The organism is Sporosarcina sp. E16_8 (genome assembly GCF_017347095.1).
Classification (GTDB): Bacteria; Bacillota; Bacilli; order Bacillales_A; family Planococcaceae; genus Sporosarcina.
Genome location: NZ_JADPRZ010000007.1, coordinates 32,828 through 56,567, shown reverse-complemented (window position 1 = coordinate 56,567; position 23,740 = coordinate 32,828). Strand labels below are relative to the sequence as shown.

Below are 23,740 nucleotides of genomic sequence, written 5' to 3'. Positions count from 1 at the left end.
AGTGCCTGCAAAATGAAGCTTTGCAGTTTTTAGTAACGAAATAGGTAACGTTGTTATAGATATGAAGAACTACATCAAAATATTCGGAGAAAGTTGCTGGATGCAATATGTACAAAGACTAATTAATAGTTCCCCAAAGTAAAAGGAACGGTTTATTTTGAAAATATACGATGAGTGTCATGGCAGGAAGAATTGATCTTCGTTTTGATAATTGACGATACTATTTGGGATGAGGTATATGGAGGATGTTAAAGAGCTGATGAAAAAGGTGCCTGATTCTATAACAATTTAGAATTGTTTTAGAACCAGGCACCTTTTTTAATTTAATAGATAACGATTTAGAAATTGATCGACTGTCATTTTGTATTTGTCTTCGTCCAACGCAATGGATTCACCGTGATTCGCATTCGGAACAATCAAGAGTTCTGCATCACTTGCCGTATGCTGATACAAATTCTTTGTCAACTCCGTTGGGACAAATGTATCGCTCTCCCCATGAATATATAGGATCGGGACAGTCGTCTTCTTCACTTCTTTCAGTGCACTCGCTTCCCTGAATGAATACCCTGCCCTGATTTTCGTTAACACGCTGGTGCTGTCTAACAACGGAAATGCCGGCAAATAAAACATTCGATTCATTTGATACGCGAATAATTGATAGACGGATTCATACGGACTATCCGCTATAATAGCCTTGACCTCGCGAGGTAGTTCCTCTTCCCCGCTAGCCATCAAGACGGTCGCTGCCCCCATCGATAAACCATGGTAGGCCACTTGCGTATCAGGCCCAAGCTTCTTCACCAATAGTTGTGTCCAATCGATCAAATCGAGCCGATCAGGCCAGCCAAACCCATAATAATTCCCTTCGCTCTTTCCATGTCCCCGTGCATCAGGCATGAAAATGTTGTAGTCCAAATCGCTATGATAATGCTGACCAAATAGCCCCATTTGCTTCGCGTTTCCTAAATAGCCATGCGTTAAAATGACCAATTTATCTGTTGGCTTGGACGCTGGCAAATAGTAACCTGACAGTTTCAGCCCGTCGCGTGACGTTAACGTAAGCTTTTCAAACGTTTGAGCAGCGACCCAATCTATCCAATCACCATTCAAAAATAGGTCCATTGCCTTATCCGACACTTCTAAATCTGTATTCTTCTGCAAGAAATCTTTCGGCCCCCGCTTGACTGCTAGCTCATAAAAAAAGAAGCTGCCGACGATTTGGATCACCAAGAAGACAATAGCAAAAAGAATAAGTAGCTTCTTCCAATTGATTCGAATGTTACTCATTCCCCTTTACTGTTCTGTCTGTTAGCATTCATGATGCCTATAAATAGTATAGTAGAAAAACTCAGGATAATGAAAGAAATCGTCGCGATTACATGAATTACCAAAAGGTTTCTGAATGTCCGCCACGCCAATTAAGTGATTCGTGCCTACGCAAGAAATAACGGTACCTATATTCATCCTCCTACATAAAAAAATGCTCATTGGACACAATAGAAAGGATCAAATCATTCTACAAAAGGAGGTTCAAGTCATGTCAGTGGAAAATAAAAATAAAAATAAGGATAAAGGTAAACAGAAAAATGCCCTGAAATACGATACGAAGCCAAAAAACGATGTTGAGTTTGCAAGCGAAAGCGAGTTTCTAAACTTAGATGGTAAGAAAAACAAAAGAAAGCGTTGAAAACAGTGCCTGTCAGTTTCCCCCCTAGAGAACTGTTAACTGATGTACTGAATTCTACTTATCGCATCTAACCTAAATCCCCCTAATCAGATGAGCATCTGGCTAGGGGGATTTGTTTTGAATACTTTTACTTAAACGTTTTAACTCAGCTACTCACCCTCATAGATAATCGATTTCTACCTACAGAAAACACATCGGCCTAAGGTTTTAACAATCACACGCATATATTAATCGAGGACAGACGTATTTTTGATAAGCATAAGATATGAGATCTCTTTTTTACAAGATATGAACAATAACTCGTCGCGGGTTGCGCCAATTGGAAAATGTTACGGTAGTTGATGCACGCTTTCTACTACCCCTGTATTAATAAATTAATCAATAAAGAAATGAGGCCTTTGAATGAAAATTAGTTTTCTAACTCCAGCTTACAATAGTGAAGAATGGATTAAGACAATGTTGGATAGTATTCCAAAAAACTATGCTTATGAAATTATTGTTTGCGACGATGGTTCCACTGATAAAACAGCAGAAATACTTACAGAGTATAAAAAAACTTGTCCACAATTAAAAATAGTAACGAACGAAGAAAATAGAGGTGCTAGTGATTCATATAATCGATGTATTGCTGAAGCAACGGGAGATTATGTAGCAATCATTGATAGCGATGATCAATATTTACCTCCGATTCGGGATGTATTAGCACAAGTGGACGGTGAATATGATATTTATTACTACAATATGTTAACGAAACACGGACTACAATTTGTGAAAAGCGAAGAAGATGCGTACACGTGGTGTGGACAATTTAAGATCATTCGAAGAAGTTTTATAGGTGATGCAGTATTCACAACAAGAAAAGACTTTGCCGGAGATTGGGATTTTAATAGAGTACTAATGGATAACAACCCCAAATGCAAATATACCGGACTATTTGCCTATTGGTATAACTTCCCTAGAGATACTTCCGAATCTGATTTGCATCTTAGAGGGCTGAAATAATGAAATGGACGTCGTACTATTTCTGGAACAGTCTCTCCAATGAAAGGAGTTGACCTATAACTATATGTTTAAAGATAAAATATTACTCATAACAGGTGGTACTGGTTCATTCGGTAACGCTGTATTAGAAAGATTCTTAACTACTGATATCAAGGAAATTAGGATATTTTCAAGAGATGAAAAAAAACAAGATGATATGCGCATTTTATATCAGAATAATAAAATCAAGTTTTTCATTGGAGATGTACGTGATAGTAGTAGTTTAAATAACGCTATGTACAATGTAGACTTCGTTTTTCATGCAGCCGCCCTTAAACAAGTTCCCTCTTGCGAATTTTTCCCCCTAGAAGCCGTAAAAACAAACATCCTCGGAACAGAAAATGTATTAACTGCAGCGATAAACGCGGGTGTAAAAAAAATAATTTGTCTTTCTACAGATAAAGCAGCATACCCCGTAAATGCAATGGGGATTTCAAAAGCGATGATGGAGAAAACATTCATAGCAAAATCTAGAATGATTTCTCCAGACAACACCTTAATTTGTGGAACTCGCTACGGTAACGTGATGGCATCTCGTGGATCGGTTATACCATTGTTCATAGAACAAATTAAGAACGGAAAGCCGATAACGGTTACTGATCCCAAAATGACTCGTTTTATAATGAGCCTGGATGAAGCAGTCGAATTGGTGTTATATGCCTTTGAAAATGCAGCGAATGGCGACATCGTGGTTCAAAAATCACCCGCTTCTTATATAAAAGATTTAGCACAAGCACTGATTGAATTATTTAATGCAAAAAATGAAATTAAAGTCATTGGTACTCGTCACGGAGAAAAAATTTACGAGGTACTCCTTACGAAAGAAGAAGCAGCCAAAGCAATTGATATGGGAGATTTTTATAGAATTCCTGCTGATAACCGGGATCTAAATTATGGGAAATACCTTGAAGAAGGTTCTCCTAAAATTACGTTAACTGATGAATATAACTCGAATAATACAAAAATCCTTTCAGTAGAAGAAATAAAAGAAAAGTTGTTAAACCTAAATTTCGTTAAAGACGAACTGCGTAAATGGAATGGAGGATAACATGAAATTCCTAGTTCTTGGGGCAACTGGAATGGCAGGCCACACCATCTCATTATTTTTAAGTGAGAAGGGGCATGAAGTTACTACCTATTCGAGAACAGCATTTCCTTATTGCAAGAACATTAATGGGGATATTCTGGATGGTTTTTTGTTGAATTCAATTCTATTAAAAGAAAACTATGATGTAGTTATCAACTGCATTGGTGTTTTAAACGAAGCGTGTGAGTTAGTACCGTCAAAAGCTGTCTTTCTAAATAGTTACTTCCCACACTTTATAGCCGATAAATTAAAAAATACCAAAACTAAATTAATTCATATGAGTACAGATTGTGTTTTCTCAGGTAAATCAGGACCCTATTCTGAAGAAAGTATTCGTGATGGAGAAACTTTTTATGATAGAACAAAAGCTTTGGGTGAAATTAATGATAACAAAAATTTAACCTTCAGAAATTCAATTATTGGTCCAGATATGAAAACGAATGGAATTGGCTTATTTGATTGGTTTATGAAACAACAAGGAACCATTAATGGATTTACAGGAGCCATCTGGACTGGAGTCACTACTTTAACTTTAGCAAAGGCTATGGAAAAGGCCGCAACCGAAGATATAACGGGGTTATATCACCTTGTTAATAATCAGAGTATTAGTAAGTTTGATTTATTAAATCAATTCAATGCGAATTTTAAAGCGGATGAGTTAACGATTTTGCCTAGTGATTCCGTCAATGCTGATAAAACATTGATAAATAACCGACAGGATTTTTCATTTAAAGTACCAAGTTATGAAGATATGATCTTAGAGATGAAACAATGGATTTGGGCACACAAGAATTTATACCCACACTATTTTTTGTAACTGTTGACCAAGTTTTTCAGATAACGGAAGTATAAGGTTATAATTAATACGTACCCGGGAAATCTCAAAGCTAGACACAGAGCACTAACCCGCTCTTGGTTTCATTTAAGGTAAAAATATAGTGGCCATAAACAAAGGTATCTGGTTATGAAGCGATTTAGCATCGTTTCACAACCAGATACCTTTTTAATTAGTAATAAACGTGTTCGCGGCTATTATTTTTCACCTCGCAACCATCCAGTTCAACGTATTCCTAACCTGCTTTATATCATCAATATTTCCCGAATGTCTTCTTCAGTAAAAGTAGATGACGCTTTCTCCTCAGAATCGATAATTTCTTCAATTAGATGTCTTTTTCTTTCTTGCAATTCATTTATTTTTTCTTCGATTGTACCGCGTGCGACAAGCTTGATAACTTGTACAACATTTGTCTGGCCAATACGATGCGCACGGTCCGCCGCTTGCTCCTCAACCGCTGGATTCCACCAGATGTCATATAGAATAACGGTATCTGCACCGGTCAAATTGAGGCCAGTCCCGCCTGCTTTCAAGGAAATGAGAAATAAATTACGTTCCCCTACATTGAATCGATTACACATTTCCACTCGTTTCTCTGATGGGGTATGTCCATCAAGGTAGAAATAAGGCAGTCCTCGAACCGTTAACTCTCTCCCTATAAGTCCAAGCATTTTCGTAAATTGGGAAAAAATCAACACCCTTCTTCCCGAAAGCTTTGATTCCTCTATAATCTGCATGAGCTGTTCAAATTTCCCTGAACTCCCTTTATAGCCGTCCACAAACAAAGCTGGGTGACAGCAAATCTGTCTTAATCGAGTCAGACCAGCTAGTATTTTGATGCGATTTTTCCGGAGTGTATCCTTGTCGAGATGTTTCAGTGTATCGTGCCTCAGCTTAGCTAAAAAGGCAGCATATAGCTTCTTCTGATCAGGCAGCAACTCCACCGATTCCAGCAACTCCATTTTTCCAGGAAGCTCCGGAAGTACATCCTTTTTCAACCTACGAAGCAAAAATGGACGAATCCTTCGGGCGATTGTTTTCCTTGGGAGATTACTGAATTCCTTAAGACCTTGAAATAATTCAGGAAAGACAACCCGAAAAATGGACCATAGTTCTTCTAATGAATTCTCTATCGGTGTACCAGTTAGGGCGAAACGGTTATCTGCCTGTATCTTGCGTGCTGCTTTTGCTGTTTGTGTCAAGGGATTTTTAAATGCCTGTGCCTCATCAAAATAAACGGTATGAAAGAACTGTTTTTCGTACCACAGTATGTCACTTCGCAACAACGGGTAAGAGGTAATTAGAACGTCCATATCCATTACATCCTTCTGTAAATTAGTCCGCTCTGACTTATTACCATCAATCACAACAGCTTGTATATCTGGTGAAAACTTCATGAATTCACTTAGCCAGTTATACGTCAAAGATGATGGGCAGACAATTAGAACAGGGAGTTTCTTTTTACGGATGTTAGGAAGCTCAGATAGAATAAACGTAATGCTTTGCACTGTTTTACCCAGCCCCATATCATCTGCAAGAATCCCACCGAATCCGTAATGAGCCAGTGTTTTCATCCACTTATAGCCATCTTTTTGGTAGTCCCGTAATAGTGGATTCAAACTTTTTGGTACTTCAAACTCCAAACTGTCTGGATTGTGGATGTTCTCCAAAAATTGCAGGAACGATTTCTCCAATGTGAATACATCACGATCATCGACTGAATCAAGAAGCCGAAGACCTTGAGCGAATGGTAATTTTAAACCACTTTCCAATTCCTCATTCTGTTCCGGAAGTGCATTCAAGAAGCGGTTCATTTCTTCAAACTCTTTAGTTTCCAATGAGAGTAATGATCCGTTCCCCAATCGATAGTACTTCCGTTTTTCTTCTAGAGCCAATAGAACTTCACGTATGTGCTTTTCGGGAATGCCATCGAGCTCAAATTTGAATTCTAGCCAATTGGTCCTCTCTTTTTTCATCTTTACACTAATCTTCGGATGAGCTTTCCCTCTAAATATCCGATTTTTCACAGCCGTAGTTGCATATATTTGCGCAAACGTTTTAAGCTTCGGAACGACATTATACAAAAACTCATACTCCAATTCTTCATTGTGTAAAAAATAACCGCCGTCCGTCTTGGAAAACAAGCTTTTTTCCAATAACTGCAAGATTTCTTCTTCCTTCTCCATATCTCTGACGAAGGTGGAACTTGTCAGGACTTTCTGAGTAGGTTCTAATGGGTTAATCATAGTATTCTCATAATGAAACTCTAACCCGACGAGCAAACGGTTTTTCACACGATCCAAGTATACTTTAGCAAGTAGCGGTGTCTTAACAAGTTGCTTATACATACTATCCGATAGGTGTACATTGCCTAGTTTCTTCAGACCAGGCACCACTTTTTCCAGGAAAAAACTAACCTGCTCCTGAGGAATCGAGATTCGATTCGTTCCTGAACCATCAAGCAACTCCTTTAGGTCCGAGAGACGTTTGCAATCCTCACTTTCCAACTGGATTAGTTTCCCTTCAGATAAGACAGAGCTGTAAGAATTCAGCACAACCATTCGATTCAACCCTTTGATCTTCAGTTGATAGCCCTTGTCCTCAGCTTCAGCAAAGTCAAACTGTAAAGAAAGCGGTTCTTTCGATACATGTAGACCGGCATACACATTCCCGCCATATTCCAATTTAATAGATGGTGCTCTCTCAAGTATAGGTAATAGCCTGTCCCAAGAAGATGAAGGAATCAGTACTATTTGATGATCGTCGGCATAATTTGATTTCCCAATAAATTCGTCAACATACACATCTTCATCATGGATTACCTGAATAAGCTGCTGGATCAACACATTTGTTTCTTTTTGAAAGCAATGAAGACTTGGGTCGAACGTGAATGAGTTAGAAAGTAAGCTAGTATGTCCGTCTTCCACATGCTTCAGAAAGTCCCTGATATTCCGCACATTAGTCGGACCAATCTTCACCTGTATTCCAAACATATGCCGTCCCTCTCCTAGGGTAACGGGTTTGCACGTAAGCTCCGCATCAAGCACTTGCCTGTTTTCAAAGTGAAGCTGATGACCGCTTGAACGTTTAGGTTGGGCATTGAAAAGTGTCAGTAAGCCTTCCGTTAGTTCTTGATTTTTTAATGACTCAGACTGGAATTCACTTGAACTATTGAGGACTTTCCCCTGACGCTTAAGTTCATAAATCGACAGTAAAACGGCCGCAATATGCTGACAATCCATTTGAAAGGAAGCTAGCGCGGGACAGCTACATTTCGTGACTAAACCACCTTTTTCATCCCTTTTAATGGTGACATGGAAATCTTCCATTCCCGCAACCGTTGCTTCACAAGCATTCGGACCATAATTTTCAACTGTTACTTTATTAGCACGATAAAAAGCTTCACCTCTTTTGAAGGAGACTGTACCGCACATTTCTTTAATTAACTCTCGGTTTAATTTTATATTCATATGTCTGCCTCCCTCCTTGTGTCGGATACCTGGTGCTCGGTTCTTGCAATAGTACCTTGAGTATACCAAACAAGCTTTCGGTAATGTAGGAGTCTGGAACAGCTTGGAGTTAAATGAGAACCTGTCACCCATATAGGTGATTTAACTGAGATTCACCTTTAAAAATAACCAGATAGTGCAAGGTAAACAGACCTTCATTTGAAGGACAATTTTATCCTTTAATGGTTGACCATATTTCCACATTCTTGCAACTAGATACTCGGTACTTAACAAAATGGAAGCAAGTTGTTTTTTTGCGCTTAATACTAGGGAGCATTTTCCAATACCGCTTCTTCGCTAGAATCATTCGTCGTACATGGAGATTATTAAAGTTTCAATTGAATTCTAAATATAAACTTATAGTGCCTAGTCTATAGTGGTAAGCGGTAACTTAAAACTCATGAATTTCTTCATCAACATTATCAAAAGCCATGATTTTTTTTGAATAGATAGTAAGGTATAGTAAAGCTAGGTGATGATATGAAAACAAAGATTTACGTAAACAATAACAAATTTATAGCAGGGATGACCATGAAAGATGGAGCCCAACTTGAACATAACAACATGGCGCTTCATGCCTGCAAAAAAACCGATAATATAATCGAAAATCGCAAAAGATTAGCCGCTTCCTTACAACTCGAGCTGAGTGACTTCGTTTGTGCCACTCAAACACACAGCTCTAATTTCCATCGCGTGACGCTCGACGACAAAGGACGAGGTGCCGAGGGAATGGACACGGCCATTGCGGACACAGACGCCCTTTATACCTATGAGCCGAATCTCGTATTATGCAGCTTCACGGCCGACTGTGTTCCTGTGATTTTCCACAATGAAGTGAACGGCCTCATCGGCGTGATCCATTCCGGATGGCAAGGCACGGTCAAAGAAATCACAACGCAACTTTTCGAACATTTAACACAAGTCGAACACTGTAATCCGAGTGACTTCCACGTTCAGATTGGTGCAGCGCTAAGCCAGGAAAAATTTGAAGTCGATGAAGATGTCTATTTGAAATTCAAAGCTCTTGGCTACGCGGATGAATTTATGTATTACAAAGACGACACTCACAAGTATCACATTGATAATCAGCTCACTGTAAGGAAGCAATGTGAGTTGGCAGGGATTCCGGCTGAGCGAATTAAGATTGACCGGACATGTACGCATGTAGATCCTGCTGGTTTTTCTTATCGGGAGCATAGTCAGTGTGGAAGGCATTTGAGTTTTGTTGTAAAAAAGGGCATTGATCAAATGCTTGGGCTGTAGACTGAAGTTATCTCATTTCCACATAAAAGCCTTGAACTGTATAAGGCACCTTTAATTGATCTTCTGCACTAGTTTTCTTCAAACCGAAGTATTTTAGCGCCGTTTCCAAAGCAAAATAAAAAAGCACTTTCTTGATCAATCATTGATCAAGAAAGTGCTTTTTTAGAGAAGCTCAAGTGTTATATTATCGTGCTGAGTTCAATAATTTTAATACACCTTTGGCAACTGCACCACCTGATGCTGGGTTTTGTCCTGTGACAACGCGGTCATCAGCTACAGCGAACGCTGCCCAGTCTTCGCCTTTCACGTAATTGGCTCCTCTGTTGACAAGTTCGTCTTCTGTTAAAAATGGAACTGTTTTATCTAAGCCTAGTGCAATCTCTTCAGTATTCGCAAAGCCTGCAACCTTTTTGTCGGCAATTAAATAGTTACCTGCCGCATTTTTAATGTTTAATATGCCAGCAGCACCATGACAAACGGCCGAAACGATACCGCCGTTTTCATATATTGTACTAGCGATGCTTTGTAACTTTTCATCATTAGGGAAATCCCACATTACACCGTGCCCACCTGTATAATAAATGGCATCATAATCTTCAGGATCAACATCATCTGCCGATAAAGTAGCACTTAGTTTATTTAAAAAGTCACTGTTTGAATAATATTTCCAATCTAATTCAGTCATTTGATCTGGTTGCAAGCTGTGTGGATCAATCGGTGTATATCCACCTTTAGGGCTAACGTAATCAATTTTATATCCCTCTTTTTCCATCTCGTCTGCAAAGTGAACAGCTTCTCCCAACCATAATCCTGTTGCACGTTCCTGATTTGGATATTTAGATATATTAGTTACGACTACTAAAATGTTTTTCATTATGCATGCTCCTTTTTGTTTGATAGTATTAACCTTAAAGGTTAAACCATACTTTAAGTCAAGGAGGAAGAATCATGCATTCAATTCAAAAAGCTAGCCTATTAGCTCAAATCCCTTCAAGTACCATTAGGTATTATGAAAAAATAAATTTAATACCTCCAATAAAAAGAAATAGACAAGAACATCGTATATTTGATGATAAAGACATTGAAATCCTTAATTTAATTAGATGTTTTAGACATTTAGGTATGTCCATTGAAGATATAAGAGCAAGCATTTCAAACATAAATTTAGAATACGAAGATATGAATACTAAAGCAATTTTATTTCAGCATAAGAAAAAATTAGAGGAGCAAATTGGCATTTTAAATTCTTACATTCATGAAATTGATGAAAAAATAATTATATGAAGTTTTAAAAGGTAATTTTGCATACACAGAAATCCAATGACAATTATTTTTTTATAGTATACTAGCATACATACAGTAAATAGGAGGTTAGTATATTGAAAAACAAACTAGCATTTTTGTCCATGGCAATCCTACTTTTCATCGCTCTGCCTTTTCAAGCAAAGGCAGCTGACAATCAATTTTCCGACGTGAAGACCCACTGGGCACATGAAGAAATTATGTATTTGTATAACCACCATATCATCAGCGGGTATCCTGATGGGACATTCAAACCAAATGAACCCATCACAAGAGTACAAGCAGCTGCAATGCTCATTAAAGCATTGGATATCCCTTTGACGGTAAATACGACCGTTCAATTTAAGGATGTCGCCAAAACATCACAGTATTATGCGGTTTTAGCAACCGTACATGAAAAAGGAATTCTTCGCGGTGACAACGGCTTTATGCGCCCTGGCGAAACTACAACTCGCGCTCAAATGGCAGCGATTCTTCGCCGCTCATTTGAATTACCGTTAGACACCCAAGCTACTTTTATTGATGTCTCGCCTGCTCATTGGGCTTATCAAGACATTAACGGGATTGCAAAGCAACGGATTGCAGGCGGGTCTAATGGCAAGTATATGCCAGCAGGATCTGTCACCCGTGCCCACTTCTCGGCTTTTCTCGTTCGTGCATTAGATGACAATATGAAGTTGGATCACTATCATTCATATGTTAGTAGCAAAGGAAAGACTGTCGAGCAGAATGGTTCTACTTACACTATTGTTAAAAATGATTCTAAATTTCATTTGACTAAAGTAACTAAAAAAACGGGTAAAAAAGATATATTGTTGAACACTTTAGACATGAAGAAAGAAGATTTCTTTCAAACTCTGATGTTGACCGGGTTTCCCCTTATTGTGTATAACGAAGACATCTTTATTCCTTACTGGTATTCTGTCGGAGAAATGAGCGAACTTCCAGCATCGTATGGATTGATGAAAGTAAAGACAGATGGCCAAAACTTCGAATTCATGAACCACCCTTCAGGTGCTACGTTCCGAAATATGTATATTTGGAACGATCGGATCTTTTACACAAACGAAAAGAACAAACAGCGTTATTTCGATTACACATTTGATGAAAAAACTCCATTAGATGACCCGCTAGTGTTAATTTCCACAGCTATGGATGGCAGTAATAAGAAAATAGAATTCGGATTCGATGCTCGCGTCATTTTCGATGATGTTACATTCACACCGAAGCATGTTAAAGTCAACCAAAACAATAAATCCATAGTATTTGATCACTCCGCGATGTACTACTTTAATAAAAAAGGAGTGTTCAAATATAGTCTGCTGGATCAGAAAACGAGCAAACTTTCGAACATCCTTGCCAAAGATATGCATGTCACTTCAACTCATATCGAAGTGATGGATCAAAAAGGAAAAATTCATTCACTAAAAAAATAAAGCATTGATAATAAAAACAACATGCAAAGGAATTCCTCTGCATGTTGTTTTTTATGTGAGGTGCATGGTTCTAATTGAATTGCATCTTCACATAAAAATTATTCTAATTAGACTTTCTCTGTATAACTACAAAGCTCAATCAAAGTTCCATCAGTCGAGGCGGGATTCATATAAATGAGCCTTCTTCCACGTGCATTCGTACGTAATGTGTCCTCTAGAAAACGAACTCCATTTTCACTTGCCTCGAGTATTGCTTTGTCCAAATCGTCAACTCGATAGGCAATATGATGCACGCCTTTTCCTCGTTGCTTAATAAACCGAGCCATTGGAGAGTTCTTGTTAGTTGGTGCCAGCAATTCAATTACTTTATCATTCGTTCTGACTACAGCAACATGCACTTCAACACCAGGTGCATCACTTGTATAACGGTCCTCTAACAATCCATTTAATACATTAATATAAAAGGGAAGAGCGTCATCGATACTTCTAACGGCAATTCCAACGTGATCTAAAACGTATCCCAATTTTACGCCTCCTTCAGCACTATTTTTTTAATAATGACTGCGCTCCATGCGAATCTGGTGCTCAATAGTAGCATACGGCCCCTACTCCAACAATTCTTCTTGAAGCAGCGTAAACCCTTCAATCACCGTGTCTTCTTCCACCTCAATTAATATGCAACGTTTTCCATTTACAGTGACCTGCCTCACATATCTCAAGTCTTGCGGGCTAATAGCAATATTTGCTACTTTCGTTTCAATCTTGATGGACTTGGTTGTGTAACTTGGTACGATATGGCTTGCCTTCATTTCATATGTTTTGTCATCGATTACTTTCTGAAATGCCCTTTCCACTTTTTCCGCGCTCACATCTTTCACTCCACTTGCCTTCAACACACGTTCAACTTCTTTTGTATCCAAAGTAGATAGACTTTCATCTTCTCCCTCGTCTTCCACAAGCAACATACTGTTGATTTCATCATATACACTGGCAAGGGTTTTTGTATCCATCTCATTACCAACCACTTCTTTAACGATTTCTTCAAAGACCGCTTTATCATCCTCTGCAGTCATAACCTCTTCGCCGTCTAGCACATTCTCAATGAAGTGGTAATCCGGCTTATTCGCTTTACCGGCAGCATACAAGATGTGGTTGACGTCTGCAGCGCTGTCTGTGAAGCAAGGAAACACAAATCCACCAATTGGAGAAGTTAAATTAATGATCGGATCAAGCATATCGCGCGACTTAAACTCCTTCTCATTGAAATCAAATATAAGGGACCGTTTTGGCAGTTCAGTCTGGTTCATGCTGCAGAGAATGAATGGGTTCTTGTACACTTCATCCTGCTTGGCGACTTCCTCTACATCATGATTCCTTTTCGTCGGGTTAAAATAATTACCACGAATAAAAGTCACTACGACGTCCTTTTCATATTGAGCGTCTTGCACCATCTTTCGGGCGATGCTCTCCATATTCGCTTTCCACTCTTCTACTTCATTCGTATGGAGACCCTCATATAAAAGCCGTTGCGTATGGTCCGTTTGCTCCTCCTCTTGCTGTTGAAACTTCACTTCAAATAGTTTTAAACCTAGTTTTCCACCTAACACTTTTTTAAAGTTGTTCAGGAATAACTCCTGTTGCTCCCTGTCCAATAGCGAAAATGGCTGGCTTTCTTCATGATAGAAATCACTGCTCTCCTGCTTAATATACACTTTGTAAATGTCAGTGATTTTCAGTAAATCCGTATCCAACTTAAATTGCTTGCGAATTGCTGCAATGTCCTTCTTGTTCATCTCTATTTCAACTCCCCGACTAGTATAATCTGTCATATCGAATCTAAAAATTAAATTATAAACGTAAAAAGAGCGTCAAAACTTTGGTCAGCATTAGACACTCCCTTATTATAGCAATGCATGCCTTCCTCCGTCTTGCTAATACTACTCTTAAATGGGAGGAGGGTACTATATGGAGGAAATTACGTATTCAGAAGCTGTATTACAGGAATATAAAATTGGAATGGGCAGTTTTGCTGAAAAGTTGCCGGATGTGGCTAGGGCGTTTCATGCATTCACAGAGTCGTGTTTCGAAGAAGGCAAATTGGGTCAGAAAGACAAGCAGCTAATCGCACTCGCCATTAGCGTGCACGCACACAACGAATATTGCATCCTCTATCATACAAAGGGTTGCCTGGATGCGGGTGTTACCGAGGAAGAAATGATGGAGGCAATTGGAGTGGCTGCGGCTCTAGGCGGCGGTTCTGCAATGAGCCAAGGCGTAACCATTTGGCAGGATGCACTCGAAGACTTTACAGGAACCGTTCAATAACAAGAAAACAGCCACCTAATTTCGGGCGGCTGTTTTCTTGTTACAATCAATCTACATTATCCATGTCACGTTTCGCCTTTTTCACCTTTGCTTCTCGTTCTTTTTTGAAATCCGGCTCCTCGCCAAATTCCGTCCCTAAATTAGGATTGGAAAACCGTGAAGGTCGGTCGGTAACCGTGTCGATCTCTTCGCTAGGCTTAAATAACAGACCGAGACATACCAGGGCACTTATCCCGACAAGACCATAGACCACCCTTGCCAAGAATGCATCTTGACCACCAAATAATGTTGCAACTAAATCAAACCGGAAAAACCCAATCAAACCCCAGTTAATTCCACCGATAACAACCAGGGCTAGCGCAATCCGTGAAAGCATACTCATACATGAACTCCTCCTTCGTTTTCATACTTATCTTTTACCAAGTCCGCTATTTAATACATTTTTCGTTATGAAGACAAGTACTCCAACAATCATTTTTAATTAAAGATTTTTTGATTGCTCAAGTAAAATACTCCAATTTCGCATTCGGAAAGTACTTTTCCATATAGCCGTATAGAAAAGCTTTTATTTCATCCTCTTCGTCCTTTTGGTAAATATATTTACCGATTCCATACTTGCCCCATTTGTAGCGTCTTTTATCTTCATCTAACTCCAACTTTGTCTTCGGGTAATTCTTTTCAATCACTTTTTTCGCAGCTTTCGTAAACCGGTGTTGAATGAATTCAAATGTAATATCATCTCTCGCATCTTGCGGCAATTCCTCGTCAAGTCGCTCAAACATGTGGTGGTAGCCTTCCTGCCAGCCTTCATGAAGGTATATGGGAGCAACAATAAAGCCTAGTGGGTAGCCGGCCCTTGCCACTTTCCCTGCGGCCTCAATTCTTTTATCCAGAGGAGAAGTGCCAGGCTCGAAATTTTTAATAACATAATCAGCGTTTACGCTAAATCTGAATCGCGTATTGCCATTATGTTTGGCATCCAGTAAATGGTCGACAAAATGGAACTTCGTCACAAAACGTAGCCGACCTAGTTCTGTTTGACCAATGTGTTCAATTGCTCTTTTTAATGAATGCGTCAAATGGTCAATCCCCACAATATCGGATGTACAGGCCGCTTCGAACCGAGTAATGTCGGGCGCACGTTCTTCAATGTAGCGATCAGCCACTTCGAGGATTTCCTCCACGTTTACGTAAGTTCGGATATAAGGTTTGTTGCCCATCGTGGTTTGCAAATAACAATAATGACAATGCCCCATACACCCTGTTGCAAGAGGGATTGCATATTCTGCTGATGGTTTGGACGTTTCGAATTTTAACGTTTTTCGAATGCCTACGACTAAAGTTGATTTAGCGATACGGTATTTTTGAGCGTCCGTATCTCCTGGCAAATCTCGGATTTGATTATGCGAAGTCGTATAGCGTATTTCAACTCCTAGTTTTTCGAACTTTTCCTTTAGTTCTTTGCCTAGCGGATATTCAAGTGCATTGGGCTCAAAATAGACAAGCTGTGGTGTGAAGGGTTTATTCATACTGCGAACTACCTAATCCATAATTAATATCCATTTGATCACCTTTCTCCTTTTATATAGCATGTCTTAAAAGTGAGATAGTATGAAAACGAAATTAATTTGGCTGCTTGTTCATGACGCTATTGACTAATTGACTAAATAGCAATCGATTTCATCAGTGGAATGTCCTCAAATACAATACAGAGCCAAATAGCGATGTGGAGATTGTAAGGGGAAGAGAACTTCTAAATGTAGCTGGTTAAAAAAAATCGAAAACGATAAAAACAGTACCTGTTCACTTTAAGCGTGACAAGTACTGTTTTTATCCCCTAATGAACTGTTACGAGTGATACATAACCTTTATGATTGTTCTTGTCCCTGGCACCACTCACTAGTGTTTTCATCTGCAAAACATTTTTAATACCGTCCTAAAATCCACCTCTATCAAACTTTAAATAGTTGACTTAAGCTATTTAGTTGATCGGATAAAGTTCCCAGATCCTCGACTTGTTTTTGTATATGATCCGATGATAAATTCATTTGATGAGAAGCTGCCGAAACTTGTTCAATACCTGCTGCACTTTCTTCAGATGCTGCAGCCATTTCTTGTATTGAACTAGTAATTAGCGTTTGTCTAGTTGAAATTGATTGCAATTGCTCATACATTGAACGAATCGATTGATTTACTAACGTAATTTCAGAAGAAATATTATCAAAAGCATCCTCAGTTTTATTAATACTTTCTTTTCCTTTTTCCACATCCGCCAATCCTTTTTCTAGGGAAGAAGTTATCCCATTTGAATTGCTCTTTACGTCGTTTACAATAGTGTGTATTGAATGTACCGAATTTGAGACTTGATCAGCAAGTTTCCTTACTTCTTCAGCTACTACAGCGAACCCTTTTCCAGCCTCTCCTGCACGAGCTGCTTCAATAGCCGCATTTAAAGCTAATAAGTTAGTTTGATCAGCAATATTACTAATAAAAGATATAATATTTGTAATTTCACTTGTTTGTACTTCCAGTTCTTGCGCCTTTGTAGCCGAACCTTTTACCATGCTATAGATATTTTCCATATTCCCAATCGATTCATTCATAAGGCTTGTTCCACTTTCAATGTTTAACGATATATTGGTTGATGAGTCCAATACTTTTTTTCCATAGTCTGTTGTAGAATGAACAAGTTTAGAGAACCCATCCATTTCCTGCGAAACACTTGATGCTGAATCTGCTTGAACTTCTACAGCATATGCCATTTCATCCATCGTTAAGGCAATCTGGTTAGTAGATTCATGTACTTCTATGGCTGTATGTTTTAATGTGTGGCTCTGTTGATTCACAACAGAAGAATGTTCTTGTATTTTCATAATCAGTTCTTCTAATTTCGTTTGCATGCTTGCGACTGAAAAAGATAATGTGCCAATTTCGTCGAGTGATTTGACATGTAGTAACGACATTTGTGTTTTTGCCTCTTTAAGATTTCCTTCCGATATTAATCCCATAATATGAGTAAGCTTTGAAAGTGGATTTAATTTCTTGCTTAAAGTCCAATATACAATCGCTAATATGACGGCTAACAAAAGGAATAGAACGATTAGAAAACCAGGTAATAAGTCAGTCAGCACATCCCTTGATACGGTATCTAACACTTCCGCTTCCATATCAATACCTAAAATTCCGATTACCGCGCCAGATGAGCTTTTGATTGGAACAAATACCTCAATGTAGTTACCCCATTCTGGATCTTGGATTATACCTGTAGTTATAGTCTCTCCGTTAAGCACTGGTGATACGTCGTCAAAGGTAGTAACACTCGTAGGTGTTCCAATGTCTGCGGCATCCTTCGCTGGAAGACCATCCACCATAAACTGGACTTTTTGACCACTCGTAACTTCTAAGGTATAAACATACATGGCTCCAATTTTCTCTCTATAATCATTCAATTGTGTTCGAAGCTGTTCGTATGTATCATTTTTCGTAGGCGTTTTCAAAAAGTCTTCATAGAGTGTTGAATCGATTTGAGATGCAACTCTTTCTCCATGTAAAAGCGTAGTTTTTGTAAAACTTTCTTGGATGGAGATGATTGAATTATAATACATGCCACCACTAATTAATAAGAATAACGTGGTTATTAGGGTAAATAATAATAAGGTAATTGACTTTTTTAATGATTTTTTTGATTGCCTTTTTAGCGGTGTTTTATGTATCTTCATTATTTTAGGCCTCCGTATTATTGTTTACTTGTTTTCGCGGGCACAATCTTCTTCAACTATCCGGAATTAATTAAACTTTGTAGAGATTTCATTATAAATAGGCAACTTCTTTTGTTTTAGTATTAACCTAGCGACTAGCTAATCTCAAAGTCTTCTCCTTTAAAAGACTATTGTAACTCTCCTACCATATATACTATAGTACTAGTTTATATGGTACAACCATGTACCATCAAATTTTTGTAAAACTTAATAAATAAACTTTCATCTGCATTCCAATTCAGAAGCTAACAAGCATCTTTTCTTGATTATTTTTCATATGGCTTGAGGGAATGATTGCATTTATACAGATTCGACTTCGCTTTTGCACTATGAATAACGTATAGAACTAGATTTTCAAAGTATAGATTGCCTGGTAACCAATTACGAATCGATTCATTTAACACTTAATATTGATCTACATCCTCGGTGATTAATGGATTTCCCCCTACTTACTTTGAAAGCTGTTGTGAAAAACGATATATTTCATCTTGTCATTTTCCGCCCAGCTTATCGCGAGAGGCATTCACAAAGCGCCGTGGCATGTAATGAAAGGTATTTAGTTCAGACAATGTAAAAATAAAATAACCCCCATAGGCTTGACGATACCTGCGGGGGGTTATTGCTACGTATTACTGCTCGTTCACAATGCCAGGGACTTCGTTCAACTGCTGCTTCATCAAGTCCAACTGATCTTTTCTTGCTTCACTGACCGATCTACCTTTTGAACGGAGTTCCTGAAAAAAGTTAAACACTAGCGCTTTCCTGTTTTCCTTTTACTAGTTGTCCACCGTTTTTTAGATATTTTTCAATTCCTTCAGACGCGCGGTAACCTAATGCGCCAATTGTTGCGGTTGGGTGATGGCCTGCAAACTGCGGAAAGGCAGATCCACCAACTACGAAGAGGTTATCGACATCCCACATTTGTAAGTAATTATTCACCGCAGACGTTTCTGGGTCTGCGCCCATAATGACGCCTCCCGCGTAATGTCCGCCATCATAGACATGATCAAATTCTTGTGGAACCTCATCTTCGTCGACAATGTCCGCGCCCATCTCTTTCATAATCTCTGAGCATTTTTCTATACCGAATTTAGCCATATTCTTGTCTTGATCAGTGTATTTATAAGTTATACGCAGTAGTGGGTCATTAAAACTATCCGTATACGTTGGATCTAGATCCACAAAGTTATGCCAATAAGACATGGTTGCCATTGTATACCATGCAACGTAGGAACGATTCGTATAATAAATTGAGTTCTTTTTAAATTCTGGCCCCCAACTTGGCGTACCATTTGGGACATGATTCGTTGCAATGGCTCCACTTCCATATTGCCTTAGTTCAATTCCACCACCATTAATGAAATCCAACTTGGAATGATCAAAATTATCTCCTGCAAAATCGCTTAGGGTAGCACCTAGTGCGCCTGCCCCCATATAACTATTAAATTTCTTGTCTTTGAAAAAACCTCTTGCCCCAAGAAAAGTAATATTGAACTGAGCATTGAAGTTTCTTCCGATTACACCCTTTTTTGTTTTCGGATTGTAAGGCCGGCCGATGCCAGATAACAGTAATAAACGATTGTTCGTAAATGTGAACGCGGCTAGCACCACGACATCCGCGGGTTGTTCGTATTCTATTCCGGTCATGTTATCGACATAAAGGACGCCCGTCGCTTTGCCGCCTTTGTATAATACACGCTTGACATAGGAGCCTGTTCTCACCTCGAAGTTTCCGGTCTTCATAGCCGTTGGGATTACCGTCACAAGTGGATCAGATTTCGCACCAAAGTCACATCCGTATTGCGTACAAAACGAACAAAACATACACTGATTAATTTGTTCCCCATCCGGATTCGTATAGGCTTGCGATAGATTCCCGGATGCTACTTGATAAGGATGATACCCCATTTTTTTGGTGGCATCTTTAAATAAACGAATGGCTGGCGATTCCTTCATCGGTGGGTTTGGATAGTCACTCGATCGTTTATCTCCAAGAGGATCAGGCTCTCCCGATATTCCCGCCGTTTTCTCCCACCGATCATAGTATTTTTCCATCTCATCGTATGTGATACCCCAGTCCTGTATCGTCATATCATTTGGGATTTTAGCCTTGCCGTAGCGCTCGATTGTTTTGCTTTTAATTTCAAAGTCATACGCCTTCCAACGGTATGTCGCACCGGCCCAATGGACACTGCCGCCACCCAAATCCGTGCCAGCCATCATTTCTTTACGCGTTCTAACCGGCAATGCGGCTTCATCTATATAGTTTCGGGAAGTAATTGTTTCAGGAGCTAGATTCTGCATCATCTCATAGCGATTTGTATAACGCAGTTCATCTTTCACCCCTATGTAATCATCCCGAGTTACATTTTTCCCGCGTTCCAATGCTACAACTTTATAGCCCGCTTTCGAAAGTTCAGCCGAGACAACACCGCCTGCCCAACCTGTACCTACAATAACCACATCTACTTTATCCAGTTTAACTACCATCTTATCTACCTCCCTTAATGACCTTGGTAATTCCGTAAGCTTACCGGGTCCATTTTTATGAATTCTTCTTTCTCAATGTCATTCAGAAAGCTTGCTCGTGGACCTGGATACTCTTTCATCTTCCATCCCATCATATCCTTATTACCGCCATACACTGGGTCGGCATATGCTCCCTCAATCGTAGTCTGTAGAAGTAAAGAGAAGAAGTTTGAGGATCCTACCCCTTTCATTTCGACCTTACCTTCCTCAAACATACGCAATACTTCATCTTGCTTTTCTGGATCCAAGTCAACGAACCTTGCACCAAAATCTTTTTGAGCTACTTCATTAATTTTCCGTAGTCCTAAAGTAAAAACTTCACTTCGATTTAATATGGATTGGTACCGTGGTGTAGGTGTAGGTACTTGCGTTGCTGCATTCGGTCCCTGTGTATCCTGATCCCGTTTGACATTATGGGTGCCTGCTGCTTGAATATTTGTAATAAAAGGTCCCTTCATATATTCCTTGGAATTCATCCCCCACTCGCCAGCTAGTTGCTTGTCAATAAAGTAAGGTATGCCTAGTTCAATGGCTCCAGGTCCTAAATCATCTTTTGGAAATAAACGTTCTGTTGCGGCCGATAGAATATCGAAGTCTTCGGCACGATTGATAAACACTCGTGCATCTTGTAAGCCTCCACTAGTATTTTCATGTGGGGTTACCGGTGATTTCTTTTGTAACTGGTTGGTAAACAAGCCTCCAAACAAGCCCCCCCCAACCACACCTCCAGCAACTAGTCCTGTGTTCTTTATAAACGCTCGGCGGCTCATACCGCTTTTCTCGTTTCTATCCGTGGGTTTATCTGCCACTCCGTGATCCTCCTAACAGTTCTGTATATTTAGTGCTTACCGATCATGTTTGCCAGTATAATCTAAATATATTCATTTTTAATTGGGACCGAATTGTTTAAAGTTAAGCAAAGAAGAATTTGAACTATATCTGCACCCTACCTATCAATACTATCTTTAGTAGTAAAGCTGTTATCTGCAAGGACATATCACCAACCTATATTTAAAATGCGCTAGTGCCCGGATACCGTTTGGACAAAAAAATGATCGCTATGATTTATTTGCTTGCCAGAAAGATTGTTATAATCTACTTGTAACAAAAAAACACTAAAGCAAGTCGCCCTAGTGTTTCTTTGAATATAGTGTTTACTGACCGACAAGAAATATCGGCAAAAGATCATCACAGTGAGCATATATGGAAGGGCACCTTTACCTCATCATAAAATCAGACTATCCCTATGAATCGTTCCTGTACGGCAGACACTCTTTCCCTTGCCTAATGGTTGCTGAACCCATTGTTGTCGTATAAGGCGGTGTTTCCGGCAAAACGTTCATGACTAAGAGCCGGATCGAATGGTTTTTATAAAATAGCTCATCAAATGAAGGAATAATGTGTGGATCTGTATTTTCAAATACCCTTTTTTGTAATTCTTTTATATCTACATCAAATGGAATCCCAATTAAAACATTGTCTATTCCCCGCACTTTGTCAGCCACGCCGAAAACAACACTGCCCCCGCCGCCATTGGCCATACAAACAGCGTATTTAATCATTTTATTAACATTTTCCTCTATACCACTAAAATTCCAACGTTTAAATTCTAGGTCCTGTGCCTCAAAATCATCTGCAATATGATAATCCAATTGCTGAATGATCCTCATGATTTCACTTTTATTCTTCATAAGAATATCCTCCTTTCCAGCAAAATCGATCTATATACCATGCAAATAGGTTAACCAGTACTTATACAAAAAAAGCAGTCCCTTATCACAAATATACTTGTGGGAACTACCTCTTATTATAGTTATATGTATGTTCAGTCGTGTCGGTTTATAGGTAAGTGTTAAGTGGTCGGCTTAGTATTGTATAGTATCCTGAAAGTCTGCGCGACTGGTGCGAATAAATACGATTACATGCCGTTTTTAGATTAACGCACTCCCACGGTAGATTCATATTCATCATGCGATTATATTGAAAAGGTTCTCTGTAATGGTCCTAAGTAGAGTAATTTCAATGTACTAATAAGTAGTTCTTCCAAAATTAAAAAGACCACTTATTTTATAATCTCTATAAAATGTTTCAAAATCCGAGCTGTTAAACCCCAAATTGTATACTTTTCATAATCGAAAAACCATTCTTCCATTGGACGGGCTCTCCATTGATACTGAGCGCCATTCATTACTTTTTCATAAGGAAAGTTCGGCGAAGGCACTGGTTCAACAGATACTACATGCATATAAGGCTCATAATTCAGTAGCCATTTGATGGGTATGGTAAATACCTCTTCAACTTCTTCTTTGTTATACGAATGGACAATTTGATTGTAATCAATGGTTGCTACAAACGGATAGATTACAAATGAAGAGGAGGCAATATAAGGGCTTAATTCCCCTACAATCGTAACCGTTTTTGGGTCAACACCCAATTCTTCATGCGTTTCTCGTAAAGCAGCTGCCACTGGAGATGGGTCCGAGGAGTCGATTCGACCACCAGGAAAACTACAATCACCTGGCTGTTTTCTCATGGTAAATGAACGTACTTCGAAAAGGATATGCCATTCTTCATCCACTTGAACTAGTGGTATTAAAACTGCTGAACGAAAAGCTGTTTCCTCCCCAATAAACAAGGACTGATTTTCATTTAACTGGTTTTTTAGTTTATCTAGGAACATGAAATCCCCCTCACCTCAATGGTTATATTCTTATTATCGTATCACTAAAAGACTGATGATTAAAGAATCTCAGGATGCAATTTTTTATAATTATTTGACTGGAGTCAATATGTACACTTTTTTATTCCTTTTTAAAAAACCTATAGTGGAATTATTCGTGATTATCTACCCCTATTTTGAAATACGTACATTACACCTACTATGGCCGATTAACCAAACAAAATTTTCATTGACAAGCAGGAATGAATTATATATTATTGATACTGATAATCATTATCAATTAAAGGG

The 23,740-nt window shown here is 38.9% G+C and carries 21 protein-coding genes; 8 read left to right on the top strand and 13 right to left on the bottom strand.

Annotated features, from left to right (window positions below; translation table 11 throughout):
- Positions 1 to 318: 318 nt before the first annotated feature.
- Positions 319 to 1,287: an alpha/beta hydrolase gene (locus I2484_RS07880; RefSeq protein ID WP_207150499.1), complete on the bottom strand. Its 969-nt coding sequence runs from the start codon at positions 1,285 to 1,287 to the stop codon at positions 319 to 321.
- A 250-nt stretch (positions 1,288 to 1,537) separates the two neighbouring features.
- On the opposite strand from I2484_RS07880, the gene I2484_RS07875 reads away from it, so the two are divergent.
- The 4 genes from I2484_RS07875 (at position 1,538) to I2484_RS07860 (ending at position 4,632) form a co-directional block, all read left to right on the top strand.
- The gene (locus tag I2484_RS07875) at positions 1,538 to 1,687 is read left to right on the top strand and encodes a hypothetical protein (protein ID WP_186671365.1); all 150 of its coding nucleotides are present in this window, start codon (positions 1,538 to 1,540) and stop codon (positions 1,685 to 1,687) included.
- 402 nt (positions 1,688 to 2,089) lie between these two features.
- The gene (locus tag I2484_RS07870; RefSeq protein ID WP_207150498.1) at positions 2,090 to 2,689 is read left to right on the top strand and encodes a glycosyltransferase family 2 protein; all 600 of its coding nucleotides are present in this window, start codon (positions 2,090 to 2,092) and stop codon (positions 2,687 to 2,689) included.
- Between the two features lie 64 nt (positions 2,690 to 2,753).
- The gene (locus I2484_RS07865; RefSeq protein ID WP_207150497.1) at positions 2,754 to 3,776 is read left to right on the top strand and encodes a polysaccharide biosynthesis protein; all 1,023 of its coding nucleotides are present in this window, start codon (positions 2,754 to 2,756) and stop codon (positions 3,774 to 3,776) included.
- A gap of 1 nt (position 3,777) precedes the next feature.
- Entirely contained in the window at positions 3,778 to 4,632 is an 855-nt protein-coding gene (locus tag I2484_RS07860; RefSeq protein ID WP_207150496.1) for an SDR family oxidoreductase, read from the top strand.
- A gap of 263 nt (positions 4,633 to 4,895) precedes the next feature.
- On the opposite strand, the gene I2484_RS07855 is transcribed toward I2484_RS07860, so the two are convergent.
- A complete protein-coding gene (locus I2484_RS07855; RefSeq protein ID WP_207150495.1) occupies positions 4,896 to 8,120 on the bottom strand; it encodes a DEAD/DEAH box helicase in 3,225 nt (1,074 codons plus the stop codon).
- A 519-nt stretch (positions 8,121 to 8,639) separates the two neighbouring features.
- Here I2484_RS07855 and pgeF point away from each other — a divergent pair.
- Entirely contained in the window at positions 8,640 to 9,422 is a 783-nt protein-coding gene (pgeF, locus tag I2484_RS07850; protein ID WP_207150494.1) for a peptidoglycan editing factor PgeF, read from the top strand.
- A 184-nt stretch (positions 9,423 to 9,606) separates the two neighbouring features.
- Here the strand turns inward: pgeF and I2484_RS07845 are convergent, their stop codons facing one another.
- Positions 9,607 to 10,296 (bottom strand): type 1 glutamine amidotransferase domain-containing protein, encoded by a 690-nt coding sequence (locus tag I2484_RS07845; RefSeq protein WP_207150493.1) that lies wholly within the window; start codon positions 10,294 to 10,296, stop codon positions 9,607 to 9,609.
- A gap of 74 nt (positions 10,297 to 10,370) precedes the next feature.
- Here I2484_RS07845 and I2484_RS07840 point away from each other — a divergent pair, with 74 nt between their 5' ends.
- Complete coding sequence (locus I2484_RS07840; RefSeq protein ID WP_207150492.1) at positions 10,371 to 10,706, top strand: MerR family transcriptional regulator; 336 nt, start codon at positions 10,371 to 10,373, stop codon at positions 10,704 to 10,706.
- A 95-nt stretch (positions 10,707 to 10,801) separates the two neighbouring features.
- On the top strand, positions 10,802 to 12,160 hold the full coding sequence (locus I2484_RS07835; RefSeq protein ID WP_207150491.1) for an S-layer homology domain-containing protein: 1,359 nt from the start codon (positions 10,802 to 10,804) through the stop codon (positions 12,158 to 12,160).
- A gap of 107 nt (positions 12,161 to 12,267) precedes the next feature.
- Here the strand turns inward: I2484_RS07835 and I2484_RS07830 are convergent, their stop codons facing one another.
- Positions 12,268 to 12,684, bottom strand: coding sequence for a VOC family protein (locus tag I2484_RS07830; RefSeq protein WP_207150490.1), 417 nt, complete (start codon positions 12,682 to 12,684; stop codon positions 12,268 to 12,270).
- Positions 12,685 to 12,765: 81 nt separating this feature from the next.
- Positions 12,766 to 13,953 carry a DUF4317 domain-containing protein gene (locus I2484_RS07825; protein ID WP_207150489.1) on the bottom strand — a complete coding sequence of 396 codons (1,188 nt, stop codon included), beginning with the start codon at positions 13,951 to 13,953 and terminating at the stop codon, positions 12,766 to 12,768.
- Positions 13,954 to 14,125: 172 nt separating this feature from the next.
- Here I2484_RS07825 and I2484_RS07820 point away from each other — a divergent pair, with 172 nt between their 5' ends.
- Positions 14,126 to 14,485, top strand: coding sequence for a carboxymuconolactone decarboxylase family protein (locus I2484_RS07820; protein ID WP_207150488.1), 360 nt, complete (start codon positions 14,126 to 14,128; stop codon positions 14,483 to 14,485).
- A 46-nt stretch (positions 14,486 to 14,531) separates the two neighbouring features.
- Here I2484_RS07820 and I2484_RS07815 read toward each other — a convergent pair whose 3' ends face one another.
- The 8 genes from I2484_RS07815 to I2484_RS07785 form a co-directional block, all read right to left on the bottom strand.
- The gene (locus I2484_RS07815) at positions 14,532 to 14,867 is read right to left on the bottom strand and encodes a DUF378 domain-containing protein (RefSeq protein WP_207150487.1); all 336 of its coding nucleotides are present in this window, start codon (positions 14,865 to 14,867) and stop codon (positions 14,532 to 14,534) included.
- Positions 14,868 to 14,985: 118 nt separating this feature from the next.
- Complete coding sequence (gene splB / locus I2484_RS07810; RefSeq protein ID WP_207150486.1) at positions 14,986 to 16,014, bottom strand: spore photoproduct lyase; 1,029 nt, start codon at positions 16,012 to 16,014, stop codon at positions 14,986 to 14,988.
- Positions 16,015 to 16,437: 423 nt separating this feature from the next.
- Positions 16,438 to 18,204: a methyl-accepting chemotaxis protein gene (locus I2484_RS07805; RefSeq protein WP_207150485.1), complete on the bottom strand. Its 1,767-nt coding sequence runs from the start codon at positions 18,202 to 18,204 to the stop codon at positions 16,438 to 16,440.
- A gap of 668 nt (positions 18,205 to 18,872) precedes the next feature.
- Positions 18,873 to 18,995 carry a hypothetical protein gene (locus I2484_RS21430; protein ID WP_255551218.1) on the bottom strand — a complete coding sequence of 41 codons (123 nt, stop codon included), beginning with the start codon at positions 18,993 to 18,995 and terminating at the stop codon, positions 18,873 to 18,875.
- Positions 18,988 to 20,733 (bottom strand): GMC family oxidoreductase, encoded by a 1,746-nt coding sequence (locus tag I2484_RS07800; protein WP_207150484.1) that lies wholly within the window; start codon positions 20,731 to 20,733, stop codon positions 18,988 to 18,990. Before I2484_RS07800 ends, I2484_RS21430 begins: the two co-directional genes overlap by 8 nt.
- 14 nt (positions 20,734 to 20,747) lie before the next feature.
- Positions 20,748 to 21,581 (bottom strand): gluconate 2-dehydrogenase subunit 3 family protein, encoded by an 834-nt coding sequence (locus I2484_RS07795; protein WP_346014166.1) that lies wholly within the window; start codon positions 21,579 to 21,581, stop codon positions 20,748 to 20,750.
- Positions 21,582 to 22,016: 435 nt separating this feature from the next.
- A complete protein-coding gene (locus tag I2484_RS07790) occupies positions 22,017 to 22,463 on the bottom strand; it encodes an ATP-binding protein (protein ID WP_207150483.1) in 447 nt (148 codons plus the stop codon).
- Positions 22,464 to 22,834: 371 nt separating this feature from the next.
- On the bottom strand, positions 22,835 to 23,452 hold the full coding sequence (locus tag I2484_RS07785; protein WP_207150482.1) for an NUDIX hydrolase: 618 nt from the start codon (positions 23,450 to 23,452) through the stop codon (positions 22,835 to 22,837).
- Positions 23,453 to 23,740 lie beyond the last annotated feature (288 nt).